A 17,410-nucleotide genomic window follows, 5' to 3' on the forward strand; every position below is an offset into this window, starting at 1 on the left:
ATGAGTAGTAGCCAAAAGAAAGACTATATAGCTATGTGGTTTCAAGCGCGTAAAGCATTTGGGATCGGTGACCGAATGAATGTTGGGTTACTAAAAAAAAACACGGATGAAATTAATTGGTTTGAATTTTCACACAGTGAAATGGATGGGCTAGGTGGATTAACCACTATTTTACGTGAGCATGATTACCCGTGTGAAAACCTACCAAAAACAGCAGACAAAATTGCGCCATCGCATTGGCAGCAAATAAAAATGCTTTTTGCTGGTGGCAAATCTAAAGCCCCAAAAATGATTCGTTGGAAAACGACTTATCCAGATTACGCCGCAACAAATTTTTCTGATACTGAAAACCGTACTCAATACAGTAATGATGCGCCTATCGTTAATGCTTATTTTACTGAATCCGAAACGATTGAAATTAAGAAGCTAGCAAGGAAGCATCGAGTTGCACTGAATATTTATCTATTCTGGGCGTTAAACAGAGCAGTTGCAGAGAAACTGCTTGCCTCTCAGCAAGATTATTATTGGTTATATCCCGTTAATCTACGTGGTGCACTACCCAATATATCAGAAACGGGAAACTGCTCTTCTGGGATTAATGTATTGCTAAATAACACCATTACGGCTCGTGATATTCAGCGGCAAGTGAAGCAACAAATCAAAGCGAAAAGTCATTGGCAACTTTGGTGGCAAGCACATATTGGTAAAATAATTGGTGAGAATGGTGTACGCCGTATTTATCAATATGTCAGTGAGCGCCAATTCTATGCGGGTTCGTTCAGTTTTTTAGGTAATTGGCCACTTAAAGACGATAATAACCCACCCATTAATCAAGATGATATGTGGGTTTGCTGTGGTATCGGCACCAAGAATTACCCTGTCTCCACAGGTATATTATTGTGGCATGAACAATTGTCGCTAGGACTTAAATTACACCCTTATGTTGCAAAAGATATTCAAACAACGCAAGCGACGATGCAGTGTTGGAAACAACATTTGTTACAAGGTGACTTACTGACGCCGAAAGAAACGGCCGCGGCTATGATTGTCGGAGAGGGTAACACTGACGCAAAAGAAAAAAACAAATTTAAGCAAGTGCTATTATCTAAAATCCAGCAAGCTAAAAGGCTATTAATGCCATATTGGCAACAGGGGCTGGCGCTATTTTCCCGTCATAAAAAAGTATCCATTCCGCTTTCTATTATTGTGCTTACCTTTATCTGTATAGCGTTGCTATCAGCCATTAGACCGCAAAGCCAAGTCAGTCCTGAGATTAATCGTTTTCCCTCTGTGCGTTATATGAACGTAACGTTTGATGATGTCGTTATTCCTATTTTTAGTCGCGGGATCGTTACTGCAAAAACACAAATAAACCTTAATTCTGAAGTGACTGCAAGAGTTAAATCTGTTGCAGATAATTTCACCGCAGGTGGCTATTTTAATGCCGGAGATGTACTGCTATCGATGGATGATGAAGCCTATAAACTCGAAGTAATTAAAAAGCAGCAAGCTGTTGATGGTGCATTATTACACTTAGCTGAAAGTAAAGCTAAAGCGCATGTTGCACGACGAGGCGTGTCGAGTAAAGCGACCAGTTTCGCCCGTCACATCCCTCAAATTAATGATGCAAAAAGTCGGGTTAAAGCGGCAGAAGCTGATTTACGTTTAGCCAATTTAAAGCTAGATCATACCGTGATTAAAGCCCCATTTTCTGGTCGAGTTAAAGCGGTGAGTGTTGGGCGTGGTCAGTTAGTCAATTCGGGCGAAGTAATCGGTGAAATCTTCTCGTTAGATAAAATGCATGTGCGTTTGCCTGTCGCCGACAAGTACTTAACGCTGATGGATTTACCACAGCAAATAAATGCGTTTGTTTATGATTCAAATACGCTTGTATCCGTTGCAAGTCCAAGAGTGACACTTTCTGTTAGCGTCAATAACAAACGTTATCAATGGCAAGGAACAATCACGGGAACTGAGGGGGGACTTGCTGAGAACCGATTGCAGTATGTGGTTGCAGAAGTGCTTAACGATCCTGAGCAACCGTTATATTTACAACCAGGTCGTTTTGTTAAAGCTGAAATATCAGGACGTGAATTTGAGAACATAGTGATCATCCCTCGCTTGGCATTACGTAACGATAATAAAGTGTGGTTGTTAGATGAACAGCAACGCTTGCAGATTGTGAAGGTCGGTGTATTACATCAAGGTAAACACCAAGTTTATATCAATGTTGGTCTAGATAAGGGCGATAAGCTGATATTAACTCCACTTGATGTTGCGGTTAATGGTATGAAGTTAAACGTGATCCGCTTAGATACAGGGTTACAAAATGTGATTGTGCAGCATGAGGTACGCTCATGAAAGTAATGATCGCTTGGTTTGCGCATAATAGGGTTGCAGCAAACCTGATCATGATGGTGATTGTCGCACTCGGTTGTTTAGCGTTACCAGAAACACGTAAAGAGTTAATTCCTGGTGTGTCGCTAGAGCGAATTGCGATCTCGACCTTGTATCCTGGTGCTGGTCCTCGTGATGTTGAAACCATGGTTTGTACGCGTATTGAAGCGGTCGTTTTTGATATTGAAGGTACACTCGATCTCACCTCATTCGCTAGTTCAGGCTCGTGTTATACCACCATTGATATTGCTGACGGTTATAGCACCAAGGCTGTATTAGATGAAGTCAAATCAAGGATTGAAAGTATCAACTCATTTCCGGATGAAGTTGAAAAGCCAGTCGTCAGCGAATTGATTGAGCGTTATCGCGTTGCCAAATTGATTATCGCTGGCGCAGGTGATGAATGGGCGTTAAAACGTTTAGCTGAAAATATCCGGTTAGACTTGTTAGAAGAACCTGTTATTTCGGTTATTGAACTGCAAAATGTCAGACCATACGAAATCAGTATTGCATTATCTGAAGACAGTTTGGCGCAATATAATTTAAAGTTTGCAGATGTCGTTAATATACTCAAAGCGACAGCGCTTGATTTACCCGGTGGTAGTCTCGCGACAGAGCAGGGCGATATACTGATCCAAACTTTAGGTCTGATTGAAAGTGCGGATGATTTTGCCAGTATTATTCTGCAAGCGGATGAAGATGGTGGGCGAGTTTTACTGAGTGATATTGCGACGATCACCGATGGGTTTCGTGATGAAGGAACAATGGCACAACTCGACGGTAAACGGGCTGTGTCTTTAGACGTATATCGTGTTGGTGAGCAAAATATTCTTGATGTTGCTGATGCGATAAATAAGTACGTACAAGCACCTGCGACGTATCTGCCCGAGGGGGTCAGTTTGTATGTCTGGCAAGATGATTCTAAGTTATTTATGAGTCGTATCGACTTATTGGTTAACAATGTATTTAGCGGGTTATGTTTGCTGTTTGCTATTTTATTATTGTTTTTAAATTGGCGTTTATCCTTTTGGGTCAGCCTGGGTATTCCTATTTCATTTATGGGTGCTTTTTGGTTATTACCGGTGTTTGATGCTTCGATTAATATTATTTCGTTATTTGCATTTTTATTGGTGCTTGGGATTGTTGTTGATGATGCCATTGTTGTGGGAGAAAGTATTTATACTGAGCAAGCAGCAGGTAATAAGGGGGTTGAGGGGGCTATTGAGGGGACACATAGAGTCGCTAAGCCAATCATATTTGCCATTATAACAAGTGTTATCGCCTTTATGCCGTTGCTGTTTTTACCTGGACCTGAGGGTAAGCTCATGCAAGTTATTCCTGTTGTTGTGATCACGACATTATTGTTTTCATTGTTTGAATCATTGTTTATCTTACCCGCTCATTTAAGTCATCAACCTGTCGAGCGCGATGCTAATGAAAAGCCAAATATGACCAAGGTAACGAATCTGAATACCGCCAATAAAAAATCATTAATCAGGAAAATAAAAGCAATTGGTGGAATATTGGAAGGGATTCAAACCCAATTTTCAGCCGCGTTAGAAATTTTTGTGATACGCCGATATAAGCCTTTTCTTGATCATGTGCTGGTGTGGCGTTGGAGCTATATTTTAGGGTTTATAGGCTTGTTTTTTATCTCTTTAACCTTACTTTCTAGTGGCTGGTTACGAACGGTCTTATTTTCGGCCATTGAAGGGGATGTTGCGTATGCCAATGTCACTTTTGCAGAAGGCAGTAACCCTGATAAAACCAAGCATGCGATATTAAAGATTGAGCAGGAAGCATTACTACTGCAACAAGAGTTGACCGATGAAAACGGGGCTTCTGCGATTGCGCATGTGTATTCTGTCGTTGCGCCAATCAGTAAATATTCACGTGAAGCACAAGCGGCTGCCGATGATCATATTGGCAGAGTGTATCTGGAGTTATCAGTATCGAATGATCGTGTGATGTCTGGTCATGATATTATTCGTCGCTGGCGAGAAGATGTTGGCGAAATTGAAGACAGTATCGAATTAAGTTTTGTGTCGGATCTAACCCCGCCAAGTGCAGATATTAATATTGAGCTGTCGAGCCGTAACTTAGATGATTTAGCGCTGCAAGCAGAAAACTTAAAGCAAGTGTTAGCTCGGTTTGAAGGTGTCTACGATATTCAAGATTCTCAGCAGCGCAGTTCAAGACAGGTTCAACTCGCGCTAAAGCCTGTGGCGCGTGATATGGGATTAACATTGAGTGCGCTTGGCCAGCAAGTTCAGCAGGCTTACCTTGGTGTTGAAGTGCAAAGCATGCCGCGTGGTGAGGATGAAGTAAAAGTGCAGGTGAGTTATCCAAAAGAGGCAACCAGCTCATTATGGCATTTGGAAAATATGTATATTCAACTACCTAATGGTGAAGGGGTTCCTCTCTTTACGATTGCAGATGTGAGTTATAAATCGGCTGATAATAACATTAAACGTTATGAGCGAAATCGGGTTATTTCAGTTTCGGCATTTGTTGATACAGGGAAGAACAGGACGAAGGCCGTTATCGCTGATTTAGAAGCTGGCTTTTTACAGCAATTAACAGAGACTACCGCCGTTAAGTGGTCAAAGGCTGGCAAGCAAAAAAGTATTGTGGAGTTTGTGGATATATTAACAAGCAGTTATTTGCTTGTATTGATTGCGATGTACTTAGTGATGGCTATTTTGTTTAGCTCTTACACGCAGCCATTCTTGGTCATGTTCGCTATCCCGTTTGGCCTTGTTGGTTCGTTATTAGGGCATTTATTGTTAGGGGTTGATGTCACTTTGTGGTCTTTTATTGGCATGGTTGCCGTGAGTGGGATCGTGGTCAATGATAATTTAGTCTTGATTGACTATATCAACGAAAAACGCAGTCAAGGTGAAGACTTAGAAACCGCGATTACCAGTGCGGGCATTCGCCGTTTTCGCCCCATTATTCTTACATCGTTAACCACCTTTATTGGCTTAGTGCCGATCATGAGTGAAACTAGCTTACAGGCACAGTTTTTAATTCCGATGGCTATATCGCTCGCGTTTGGTGTGTTGTTTGCCACGTTGGTGAGTTTGTTATTAGTGCCTGCCGTGTATTTATTAATTCAAGATGTAGTGAACGCTGTCACGACACTAGTTTTTAAAAAACAAAGTGCTGAAGCCTAAGTGTTTGATGACCATCAAGACATGGCTAGCCATAATAACCGCGCGACAGATAGCGCAGCATAACCGTCGAACAGTTCAAGGAGGAACGATGACGTTTAAACGTAAACTTTCACCAACAGAGCGTTTTTATATTAGTTGTGATGATTTTAATGCCGAAGAAACCGCAACTTGTGTTGCCAATCAAATGGTACTCGAAGGCCACGGTAATATTGATATATCCGCGTGGCAACAAGCGGTCACCCAGGCTTCAGCTGTATTACAAGGAACGCGGTTTAAACTCGCGGGTAAGCTTGGTTTTAGCCATTGGGCTGATGCAGGTCAAACGACAGAGCTTGAAGTTATTCGAGGGCTAAGTTGGGATGGCATGAGCGATAAATTAGCGCCATTTTTAAATCGACCTCTCGATGTAAAAACCAGTACGGGTTGTGAAGTATTGCTGGTACTTGGTGAGAAAAGTGATAAGCACCATATTATTTTTAGAACGCATCATGCGGTAATGGATGGACGAGGTACAAAAACATTTGCTGATGAAGTATTACGTGCCCTGCGTCAGCAGCCGTTACAAGGAGATAATAGTTTTGTACGCGATATTGATTTGGCTAAATCAGTCACGTCGATAAAAAGTGAAAAAATTAACGATACCGTTTCAGCCCCAACGGGAGTTCCCGCTGGGCAAGACTTTGGTTCCTCTTGGCAACGCAGAACTCTGCCAGGTAGTTATAAGAAAATATTAGCTAACGCGGGTATTAGTATTGCTAAGTTAGCAAATCTTTATTCTGACTCGACAGTACGTATTCAACTCCCTGTTGATTTACGTATGCATGACACCGATATTATCTCAACGGGTAATTTGACTGGTGGACTACTAATGCAAGTATCCCCAGAAACAACTACAGCTGATTGGGCTAAGCAAATTAAATTAAAACTTGCGGATAATGAACATGCAAGAATGCCTCGCTTTACCGGTGTGCCTGCACTCAATGTATTAAATTGGGTGCCGTTGGCATGGTTAAAAAAATGCAATGACAAATTAGCGCTTAAACGACAAGAAACAGGACAATATCGTACTTCCGCCATTATTTCTAATTTGGGTTTCCTTAAGGTTGATGAGTACAGTGCTGCTGGTTTTAATTGTTCGAGTGTTTTTTTTATTCCACCTTATTTTAATACAACCGCGCTATTTTTAGCGTTAGCGGGTAATAAAGAGGGGGTTGAAGTTATTTTGCGTATACCACATCAACTAAGCAGTAATGGCCGTTCTGAGCATGCGTTATCACAAATATGTCATGGTATTTGTTATGGGCATGAACATGGTTTATACCGGGGGGAATCCGCTGGTTTTTAGATTATTTTTGCGATTGTGATTTTGAGAACCTATTTGATTAACATGTATTTTTAAAACGCTGTGATTTCAATATCATTTTTTGAGCTATATGTGCTTCATGCAGTAATTCATTGAGCTGTGGGATATTAGTATCCCATTCAATAAGGGTCGGGATTGTGTTGCAATGCTGCAAATAATACTCAAATAGCTGCCATACTTCGGGCGTTACCTTTTGGCTATGTTCTTGGTCGAAGGTTATGTGGTTATTCTTTAATTGTTTATTGCTACCAGATAGGTGGATCTCGCTGACAATACTGCTTGGTATTGACGTTAAGTAATCATAAGGGTTGAATTCGAGCTGATGACTACTAATATGAACATTATTAATATCGAGCAGTATTTTACAGTTTGTAGCGGCTTGTAGTTCAGTCAAAAAGACGGCTTCTGTCAGGGTATTATTTTTATATTGGCAATAACAGGCCGGATTTTCGATTGCAATTGTTTGACCTAGAATGTGTTGTACTTGTTCAACCCGTCGGATCACACGCTTGAGGTTTTCTTCTGTGTAGGGAATGGCTAGTGTATCACTATAATGCTGCCCAGCAATGGAGCTCCAGCCCAAGTGTTCTGATACTCGAAATGGCTTATAACGGTCAACCAGTTTTTTAATATTATGAATGTGGATAGTATCAAGTAGCTCATTGGAAGAGAGCGCTAAACCAATACCGTGTAAGCTGATGGGGTAGCGATCACAGGCTTTATCCAGGTAATACGTAGCTTCTGAGTTTATCTCGAAGTGATTCTCACTGTGTACTTCTACCCAGCCAATATCGACTTGGCTATTAGTGAGTTTCTCATAATGTGCAGGACGCATGCCGATCCCAACTAAATCATCTAACATAAAGTTGTCCTATTTTAAAGCCGTGGTACTTATACGTTATTGAAGTGCTTATACGCTATTGAAGTTTTTATACGTTATTGAAAGGAGTATGGGTAAGGTTTACTCGTTTTGCAAAGTAAATCACATTCTATATCGTAAGCTATTGAGAGTTGGATTTTGTGAGATGACAAAATGGATGTTGGATCACAATATGAACAAGCCTTAACATAGTGAATATTGTTAAGGCTTGTTATTTTACGGGGGTTAATACACGTTACTTAATTAATCATAAGTATATTATGCTGAAACCGTTATTGTTGCGATGACGGCAAGTGTTATGTCACTATCTGCTTTACAGCAACAGGGTAATATCGATCCCGCTGCAACCGCTGCAAGTGGTTCGGTTGTATAAGTAACCGTGCCACTTGAGAGCGTAGTGCGGCAAGCGCCACAATAGCCTTGACGGCACTGGTATTCAATTTGATGTCCAGTACGCTCAAGCGTATCAAGCAGGGAGCTATCTTGTGTTGAAACTTGATAGCGTCCTGAATCAGTTGTCAGCGTAATCGACATTATAGAACGAATGTACCTATGTCTGCGTGGTTGATTTCGGCGTTAATTTGACCAACTAAGTATGAGCTGATTTCAGACTCTTGTGGTGCAACTTGTACGTTATCAGACACTAACCAAGCATTGATCCACGGTAGTGGGTTACTTTTCACTTCAAATGCCGTTGGTAAGCCTACTGCTGCCATACGTGTATTGGTGATGTATTCGATGTAATCAGCAAGAATATCTTTATTCAAACCAATCATTGAACCATCTTTGAACAGATATTCTGCCCAGTCTTTTTCTTGTTGTGCTGCATCAGTAAAGATTTTCAGTGTTTCTTGGAAACATTCAATTGAGATCTCTTGCATTTCTGGATCGTCTTTACCGTCAGCCATCAAGTTTAGAATGTGCTGTGTACTGGTTAAATGCAATGCTTCATCACGGGCAATAAGCTTGATGATTTTAGCGTTACCTTCCATTAATTCACGTTCAGCGAACGCGAAAGAACATGCAAAACTAACATAGAAACGGATTGCTTCAAGCACGTTTACCGATACCATTGCTAGGTATAGCTTTTTCTTCACGGCACGTTGGTTAACAACAACTTTTTCACCGTTAATAACGTGTGTGCCTTCACCAAGTAGGTGTAGCTGCTGAGTCGCATGGATTAAGTCATCGTAATAACCAGCAATGTCTTTAGCACGCTTTAGAATTTCTTCATTAGCAACGATATCATCGAATACTTCTGATGGGTCATTCACGATATTACGAATAATGTGCGTGTATGAACGTGAGTGAATTGTTTCACTGAATGACCAGGTTTCAATCCATGTTTCTAGTTCTGGTAATGAAACCAATGGTAAAAAAGCAACGTTAGGTGAACGGCCTTGAATACTGTCTAATAATGTTTGGTATTTCAGATTACTGATGAAAATGTGTTTTTCATGATCAGGTAATTGCTGATAATCAATACGGTCCTTACTTACATCAACTTCTTCTGGGCGCCAAAAAAATGACAACTGACGTTCAATTAATTTTTCAAAAATTTCATGTTTTTGTTGGTCAAAACGGGCAACGTTAACAGGCTGGCCGAAAAACATTGGTTCTTTTAATTGATCATTTTTAGTTTGGCAAAAAGTAGTGTAACTCATTGGTCATCTCTATTTTATACATTAAATTGGCAGCCTAAGCTGCCAAATGAAAGGGCGTAGGTTTTTATATTGGTGTATGTAATTAGATTGTTTAGATCTTACATGCGCCGCCTTCACAGCCCTCGTCTTCTTTAACTACATCTACGTCTGATGCACCGTCACGTGTGTTATGGTAGTAAAGCGTCTTTAAGCCGTACTTATACGCTAACATCAGGTCCGTTAACAGCGTTGTCATCGGTACTTTTTGCCCCGGGAAACGTTGTGGATCATAGTTAGTGTTAGATGAAATCGCTTGGTCTACGAATTTCTGCATTAAACCAACAAGTTGTAAGTAACCCGTGTTATTTGGGATGTTCCAAAGTAGTTCGTAGTTATCACGCAGATTCTCGTAATCAGGTACCACTTGTTTCAAGATACCGTCTTTACTTGCTTTAATACTGATTAAACCACGTGGTGGCTCAATACCATTTGTCGCATTTGAAATCTGGCTTGATGTTTCTGATGGCATCAATGCTGTTAGTGTTGAGTTACGTAAGCCGTGTTCTTTAATTTCGCTACGTAATGTTTCCCAATCTAGGTGTAACTCTTCATCACAAATTTCATCTAACGCTGACTTATACGTATCAATTGGTAAGATACCTTGTGCGTAAGTTGTTTCGTTAAATGCTAAACACGGACCTTGTTCTTTCGACAGGTTCATTGACGCTTTTAATAGGTAGAATTGAATTGCTTCAAATGTCTTATGCGTTAGGTTGTTTGCGCTACCGTCTGAGTATTTAACACCGTTTTTCGCTAGGTAGTATGCGTAGTTAATCACACCTATACCTAATGAACGACGCGCCATTGTTGACTTTTCAGCCGCAGGCATAGGATAGTCTTGGTAATCAAGTAAGCTATCTAGTGCGCGAACTGCAAGGTCTGCAAGGTTTTCTAATTCACTTAGGTCTTTAATTGCACCAAGGTTGAACGCTGATAATGTACATAGCGCAATTTCACCACTTTCATCACCAGGGTGTTGCATTGGTTTTGTTGGTAATGCAATTTCAAGACATAAGTTACTTTGTCTTACAGGCGCAACCGCTGGGTTGAACGGGCTGTGTGTATTACAGTGATCTACATGTTGAATGTAGATACGACCAGTACTTGCACGCTCTTGCATTACTAAAGCAAACAGTTCGCTGGCTTTAATTGTTTGCTTACGAATTGATGGGTCTTGTTCATAAAGTGTGTACAGACGCTCAAATTCATCCTGATCTTGGAAGAATGCATCATACAAACCATCAACATCTGATGGGCTGAATAAGCTAATGTCTTTGTTATCAATTAAGCGTTGGTACATTAAACGGTTAATTTGCACGCCATAGTCAAGGTGACGCACACGGTTTTCTTCAACACCACGGTTGTTCTTAAGTACTAATAGTGATTCAACCTCTAAGTGCCATAATGGATAGAATAATGTTGCTGCACCACCACGTACGCCGCCTTGTGAGCAAGATTTAACAGCTGTCTGGAAGTGCTTGTAGAATGGGATACAACCAGTGTGGAATGCTTCACCACCACGGATTGAGCTACCTAGGGCACGAATACGACCTGCATTGATACCGATACCAGCACGTTGCGATACATATTTAACAATAGAGTTAGATACTGCATTGATAGAATCTAGGCTATCGTCACACTCAATCAGTACACACGAACTGAATTGACGAGTAGGGGTACGAACACCCGCCATGATTGGTGTCGGTAGTGAAATTTTAAACGTTGACGTTGCTTCGTAGAAACGACGAATGTAGTCCATACGAACAGATTTATCATAAGTCGCGAATAAACTCGCTGCCACTAAGATATATAGAAATTGTGGGCTTTCGAAGATGTCACCAGAAATACGGTTTTGTAGTAGGTATTTACCTTCTAACTGCTTAATTGCACCATAAGAGAAGTTCATGTCACGCCAGTGATCAACTAACTCATCCATTTCTGCGAATTCTTCCGCGGTGTAATCTGCAAGTAGGTGTGCATCATAGCGAAGCGCATCAACATTGAGTTTTACGTGCTCATAAAGCGCAGGTGGTTCAAATTGACCGTATGCTTTCTTGCGTAGGTGGAAGACGGCTAAACGCGCAGACAGATATTGGTAATCTGGTGCTTCTTCACTAATTAAATCAGCTGCAGCTTTGATCATGGTCTCATGTATATCTTCAGTACGTATGCCGTCATAAAACTGGATGTGAGATTTTAACTCAACCAGTGAAACAGATACATTATTCAACCCTTTGGCTGCCCATTTGATCACGCGGTGGATCTTTTCAAGATCGATCGTTTCTTGCTTACCGCTGCGTTTTGTAACTAGTAAATTCTTATTCATTTAGCTGACTGACCTTAAAACAATGTTAAGAACATTTCCACCAACACTAGTATTGATATTCTTGTTAATACACAAGATGTAGTGTTGTCCTGTATTTATGCATACAAGATAGTGTGATAATCGTGTTTTGGCAAGTAGCACTAAACTGAACAACATGTGGATAATTTAGTGAGTTAGTGGCGACTTTCATTCTGGCCTCAGTGATCAATTACGGTTAGCAAAAATCAACAGTAAAAGTGAAAAAAAAAAGAAAAAAAAGTGTTGCCAAGGTTGTGAGGAGATCCTCAATAATTTTGATTATATTTACAGCTAATTCGATTATAAAACTACCACGCAAGTACTAATTTATTATTTTTTGAGCTGGCTGTTATTGCAAACAATACCGTCATTTTATACGCAGTAAGTTTCATATTACCTATAAAGTAGATAACTTTGTTTGCGCGTGTTGATTAGAGTAGGCCCAGTTATTTGGGTTAAATGACTGTAAATGGCTATATAGAGGTAGTGAATTTAAAGCAGGAAAAAAGGTGTTGAGTTATTTACCTAACAGCAAAGGCGCTGTTAGGTAAAAGGAGAATTATATTAATTGTTACATTAATCGATAAGCTGTGTGTGTAGCATATAGTTAACGTCAACATTCTCGCCTAGCTTGAACTGGTCTACTAATGGAATGTAATGCAGGCCAGTCATGTGGTGACAGAATAGACCCGATTGATCAACCCAATGTAATAGCTCTGATGGACGAATAAATTTCTTATGGTCATGGGTCCCGTTAGGCATCATTTTTAAGACTTTCTCAGCACCAACAATCATAAACAAATACGATTTTAAATTACGATTGATTGTCGAGAAGAATACATGGCCACCTGGTTTTACAAGACGCATGCAAGCGTTAATCACAGAACCAGGGTCAGGCACGTGTTCTAGCATTTCCATACAAGTGATCACATCAAAGCTGTTTGGTTGCTCTTCAGCTAACTCTTCAATTAATACTTGACGGTATTCAACTTCAGTACCAGATTCAAGCGCATGCAATTTTGCCACATTGAGGGGTTCTTTACCCATATCAACACCCAGCGCTTTTGCACCACGGCGAGCCATGCTCTCAGTTAAGATCCCGCCGCCACAGCCAACATCAAGAACTCTCTTGCCAAATAAGCCGCCACAGCGCTCATCAATGTAATCTAAGCGTAATGGATTGATTTGATGTAATGGCTTGAAGTCACCAGCTGGATCCCACCAACGACTGGCCATGGCTTCAAATTTAGCGATTTCCTGTTTATCTACATTCATACAATGTCTTCTTGATACGTTAATAAGGTGAAAAGTAATAAGGTGAAACATAAAAATATGGGCATAGTATATAACGAGAAAACGATTTCAGAAGTATTATTTATAGATGAGTGAATAAATAGCTAATAAAATTGTATTCAAGTGAGTTAATTTTCTTATATATTGTATTTGCTGGTAAATATTATGCTAGAATGCTTTCTCTAAAAAATATAATAGAAAGCACTTTAAAACTTAGGGGTAAAGGCTTATATGAGTAATTTAGCCACAGAAATCACACCTATCAATATTGAAGAAGAATTAAAAAATTCCTATTTAGATTACGCTATGAGCGTTATTGTTGGTCGTGCTCTTCCTGATGTTCGCGATGGTTTGAAGCCAGTTCATCGCCGCGTTTTATTCGCGATGAACGAATTGAAGAATGATTGGAACAAACCATATAAAAAATCAGCACGTGTTGTTGGTGACGTAATCGGTAAATATCACCCACACGGTGATACAGCTGTTTATGACACTATTGTACGTATGGCGCAGCCTTTCTCTTTGCGCTACATGCTTGTTGATGGTCAAGGTAACTTCGGTTCTGTTGACGGTGATTCTGCAGCCGCAATGCGTTATACCGAAATCAGAATGTCAAAAATCGCGCATGAATTACTTGCTGATTTAGACAAGGAAACGGTAGATTTCGTACCTAACTATGATGGTACTGAATTTATTCCGGAAGTTATGCCTACACGTATCCCTAACCTATTGGTTAATGGTTCGTCAGGTATTGCCGTGGGTATGGCAACGAATATCCCACCTCATAATTTAAATGAGGTTATCAATGGTTGTTTAGCATTAATTCAAAATCCAGACCTAAGTCTTGAAGAATTAATGGAATACATTCCAGGCCCAGATTTCCCAACGAACGGTATCATTAATGGCAAAGCGGGCATTGAGCAAGCTTACCGTACTGGTCGTGGTAAAGTTCATATCCGAGCTCGCGCCGATATTGAAACCAATGACCGTGGTCGTGAAACGATTGTTGTTCATGAACTACCGTACCAAGTAAACAAAGCACGTTTGATTGAACGTATTGCTGAGTTTGTAAAAGATAAGAAAATTGAAGGCATCAGTGCCCTACGCGATGAATCTGATAAAGATGGTATGCGTATGGTCGTTGAAGTTAAGCGTGACGCGGTGGGCGAAGTTGTATTAAACAACCTCTACGCTCAAACGCAAATGCAAGTTGTATTCGGTATCAACATGGTTGCACTGATCGACAAGCAACCAAAAATCTTTACTTTAAAAGAAATGCTAGATGCGTTCTTACGCCATCGTCGTGAAGTTGTTACACGTCGTACAGTATTTGAACTGCGTAAAGCTCGTGAACGTGCTCATATCCTTGAGTCGCTAGCGATTGCATTAGCAAATATTGATGACATCATTGCGCTAATTAAGCAATCAGCAACATCTGCAGAAGCAAAACAAGCCTTGATCAGCCGCGGCTGGCAGTTAGGTGATGTAGCTACAATGCTAGAGCGTGCTGGTGATGATGCTGCGCGTCCTGAATGGTTAGAACCTGAGTACGGTATTCGTGAAGGTTCGTATTTCTTAACAGAGATACAAGCACAAGCGATCTTAGACTTACGTTTACACAAACTAACAGGTCTAGAACACGAGAAAATTCTTAACGAATACAAAGAACTACTCGAAGTTATTGCTGAACTATTACATATTCTTAATACGCCTTCGCGTTTACTAGAAGTTATCACTGAAGAGCTACAAGCTTCAAAAGATGCCTTTGGTGACGAACGTCGTACCGAGATTTCGGCAAGCAGTGCTGACATTAATTTGGAAGACTTAATTGAACGTGAAGATGTTGTAGTAACATTGTCTCACGAAGGTTATGTTAAGTATCAGCCTCTTACTGATTATGAAGCGCAGCGTCGTGGTGGTAAAGGTAAGTCAGCAACGAAGATGAAAGAAGAAGATTTCATTGAACGTCTGTTGGTTGCTAATACACATGATCATATTCTGTGCTTCTCAAGCCGTGGCCGCTTGTACTGGATGAAGGTATATCAATTACCATTAGCTAGTCGTCAAGCCCGTGGTAAGCCAATTGTTAACTTACTACCACTGGAAGAAGGTGAGCGTATTACTGCTATCCTACCTGTGTCTGAGTTTGAAGATAATAAGTTTGTCTTCATGGCAACGGCTAACGGTACAGTGAAGAAAACAGCACTAAGTGCATACAGCAAGCCTCGTGCTGGCGGTATCATCGCTGTTAACCTAAATGAAGGGAATGAACTAATTGGTGTTGATATCACTGATGGTACTAACGACATAATGTTGTTCTCGGATGAAGGTAAAGTAGTACGTTTCTGCGAGTTTGAAGAAACACCTGTACTTGATGAAGACGGTAACCCGGTTCTAGATGAAAACGGTAAACCTGAAGTTAAGTTCAAAGGTGTACGTCCTATGGGTCGTACAGCGACGGGTGTTCGTGGTATCAAACTTGATGAAGGCCAAAAAGTAGTATCGCTAATCGTTCCGAAGAACGATGGTGCAATCTTAACAGCAACAGAAAACGGTTTCGGTAAACGAACTGCACTTGAAGAATACCCTGCGAAGAGTCGTGGTACTAAGGGTGTTGTATCAATTAAAGTAAGTGAACGTAACGGTAAAGTTGTTGGCGCAACGCAGGTACTTGATGGTGATGAGCTAATGCTTATTACTAATGGCGGCACGCTAGTAAGAACACGTGCAACTGAAGTATCTATGGTTGGTCGTAATACACAAGGTGTTCGTTTGATCCGTACTGGTGAAGATGAGCAAGTTGTTGGTTTACAACGTATCGATGAAGTTGAAGAAGACGAGAACGCAGTTGTTATTGATGCAGAAAATGCAGAAGCACCAACAGAAGTTCCAGCTACTCCAACTGATGCTGCAGACAGCGCAGAAGAAGCTACTGAAGAGTAATTAAGGGTAGTGCAGTAATGTACTAAACGAAATTAACTTCTTAAGGCCTGTTACTCCTAGAGTGACAGGCCTTTTTTATAAAAATCGTAATGTATCTATTGGACTTGGTGTCCCAGCTCGTTTATTACCGATCACATGGGTAACAGTTCTGTGGTTTTGATGTCAGAGTGACCTAGCAACTCCTGCACTGTTCTTATATCACTACCAGAGCTGAGTAACTGCGTTGCAAATGAGTGACGGAATGTATGTGCTGTTACGCGTTTCGTTATTTTACTTGTGACTACTGCTGCTCTTAATTTTTTTGAATAGGCTGTATCATGAATGTGATGACGGCAGACATAATTGTCGTGTGGGTGGATACACCTTGTGGTTGAAGGGAATAGATATTGCCAAGTATATGTATGTAATGATGACTTATATTTTCGATGCAATGATGTTGGTAAAGACGTACTTCCAAAACCGTGAGATATATCCTTTTCATGAATAGCTTTTGCGTGTTCCATCTGTTGTTTTATCATTGGAATTAATGATTCAGGTAATAGTGTATAGCGATCTTTATTCCCTTTCCCTTTGAATATAAATATAGATTTATTTATTAAATCAATATCTTTGATTCTAAGTGATAAAGCTTCATTTAGTCTGAACCCACCTCCATAAAGTAATGCTGTAATCAAATAGTACTGGCCTGACATATGTTTGAGGAAGCCTTAAATTTCGGTATTTCCCATCGTTTCAGGGTGTCGTTTATTGTTAAAAATAATAAATTGTTTAACCCAATAAATGTAAACCTTCTCTGTTTTATAGCTGTAATGTTTCGTTTTTATTTCTGTTCGTATAGATTTTAAGAAAGGTGATGCTGTCATATAAAATACGCTTTTCAACTGGTGTTATATACAGTTATAGCGTGTGATTATTTATATGAGGAGCAATATGAGGTTTTAACGGAGTGAAATTGGCTTTCTTTGAACCTTGTCATATTTTTAATGTGTTGATTATTTTATTTTTATTTGTACTCGTAATTTACTTTTACGGACCCGTATAAATAATTCCATTCTGTGTATGTGATACAAGTTAAATTGCATTAATTGTTTTGTAAGTAATTGTAAATAATAGACTATACTGTTAGTATTTTAGCTCTTTAATTAATTTAAAAAAGTGTTTTACGGAATTCTGTAAAATACATTGTTAGTTGGCTTAGGCAATATTGATGTAGCTTTAAGTCTATTTTGCACTAAGTGAGAAGTTAAAATCTAGTGCAAGGGCTGTATTTTAGGTTACTTAATTTCTTTCATAGGTAAGGTTTTAAGATAA

General features: G+C 40.1%; 11 protein-coding genes. 4 read left to right on the plus strand and 7 right to left on the minus strand.

Going from position 1 to position 17,410, the window contains the following annotated elements; all coding sequences use genetic code 11:
* The 3 genes from HWV03_RS08995 (at window position 1) to HWV03_RS09005 (ending at window position 6,918) form a co-directional block, all read left to right on the plus strand.
* A complete protein-coding gene (locus HWV03_RS08995; protein ID WP_211679394.1) occupies window positions 1-2,361 on the plus strand; it encodes an efflux RND transporter periplasmic adaptor subunit in 2,361 nt (786 codons plus the stop codon).
* Window positions 2,358-5,573, plus strand: coding sequence for an efflux RND transporter permease subunit (locus HWV03_RS09000; protein ID WP_255547138.1), 3,216 nt, complete (start codon window positions 2,358-2,360; stop codon window positions 5,571-5,573). The genes HWV03_RS08995 and HWV03_RS09000 overlap by 4 nt, the downstream gene beginning before the upstream one ends.
* An 88-nt stretch (window positions 5,574-5,661) precedes the next feature.
* Window positions 5,662-6,918 carry a peptide synthetase gene (locus tag HWV03_RS09005; protein ID WP_211679395.1) on the plus strand — a complete coding sequence of 419 codons (1,257 nt, stop codon included), beginning with the start codon at window positions 5,662-5,664 and terminating at the stop codon, window positions 6,916-6,918.
* Window positions 6,919-6,955: 37 nt separating this feature from the next.
* Here HWV03_RS09005 and HWV03_RS09010 read toward each other — a convergent pair whose 3' ends face one another.
* The 5 genes from HWV03_RS09010 to ubiG form a co-directional block, all read right to left on the minus strand.
* A complete protein-coding gene (locus HWV03_RS09010) occupies window positions 6,956-7,798 on the minus strand; it encodes a DUF692 domain-containing protein (protein WP_211679396.1) in 843 nt (280 codons plus the stop codon).
* Window positions 7,799-8,074: 276 nt separating this feature from the next.
* A complete protein-coding gene (gene yfaE, locus HWV03_RS09015) occupies window positions 8,075-8,350 on the minus strand; it encodes a class I ribonucleotide reductase maintenance protein YfaE (protein ID WP_211679397.1) in 276 nt (91 codons plus the stop codon).
* The gene (gene nrdB / locus HWV03_RS09020) at window positions 8,350-9,480 is read right to left on the minus strand and encodes a class Ia ribonucleoside-diphosphate reductase subunit beta (protein WP_211679398.1); all 1,131 of its coding nucleotides are present in this window, start codon (window positions 9,478-9,480) and stop codon (window positions 8,350-8,352) included. The genes yfaE and nrdB overlap by 1 nt, the downstream gene beginning before the upstream one ends.
* Window positions 9,481-9,571: 91 nt before the next feature.
* Window positions 9,572-11,845, minus strand: a complete 2,274-nt coding sequence (nrdA, locus tag HWV03_RS09025; RefSeq protein WP_211679399.1) for a class 1a ribonucleoside-diphosphate reductase subunit alpha — start codon at window positions 11,843-11,845, stop codon at window positions 9,572-9,574.
* A 594-nt stretch (window positions 11,846-12,439) separates the two neighbouring features.
* Window positions 12,440-13,138, minus strand: a complete 699-nt coding sequence (gene ubiG / locus HWV03_RS09030; RefSeq protein WP_211675059.1) for a bifunctional 2-polyprenyl-6-hydroxyphenol methylase/3-demethylubiquinol 3-O-methyltransferase UbiG — start codon at window positions 13,136-13,138, stop codon at window positions 12,440-12,442.
* Window positions 13,139-13,387: 249 nt separating this feature from the next.
* Here ubiG and gyrA point away from each other — a divergent pair, with 249 nt between their 5' ends.
* Window positions 13,388-16,099, plus strand: coding sequence for a DNA topoisomerase (ATP-hydrolyzing) subunit A (gyrA, locus tag HWV03_RS09035; RefSeq protein WP_211679400.1), 2,712 nt, complete (start codon window positions 13,388-13,390; stop codon window positions 16,097-16,099).
* Between the two features lie 131 nt (window positions 16,100-16,230).
* Here the strand turns inward: gyrA and HWV03_RS09040 are convergent, their stop codons facing one another.
* Together HWV03_RS09040 and HWV03_RS22745 are read right to left on the minus strand one after the other, a co-directional pair.
* Entirely contained in the window at window positions 16,231-16,791 is a 561-nt protein-coding gene (locus HWV03_RS09040) for a tyrosine-type recombinase/integrase (protein ID WP_446724897.1), read from the minus strand.
* Between the two features lie 15 nt (window positions 16,792-16,806).
* A complete protein-coding gene (locus HWV03_RS22745; protein WP_446724898.1) occupies window positions 16,807-16,962 on the minus strand; it encodes a phage integrase N-terminal SAM-like domain-containing protein in 156 nt (51 codons plus the stop codon).
* Window positions 16,963-17,410: the final 448 nt, after the last annotated feature.

Source organism: Moritella sp. 36 (assembly GCF_018219415.1).
GTDB lineage: Bacteria > Pseudomonadota > Gammaproteobacteria > Enterobacterales > Moritellaceae > Moritella.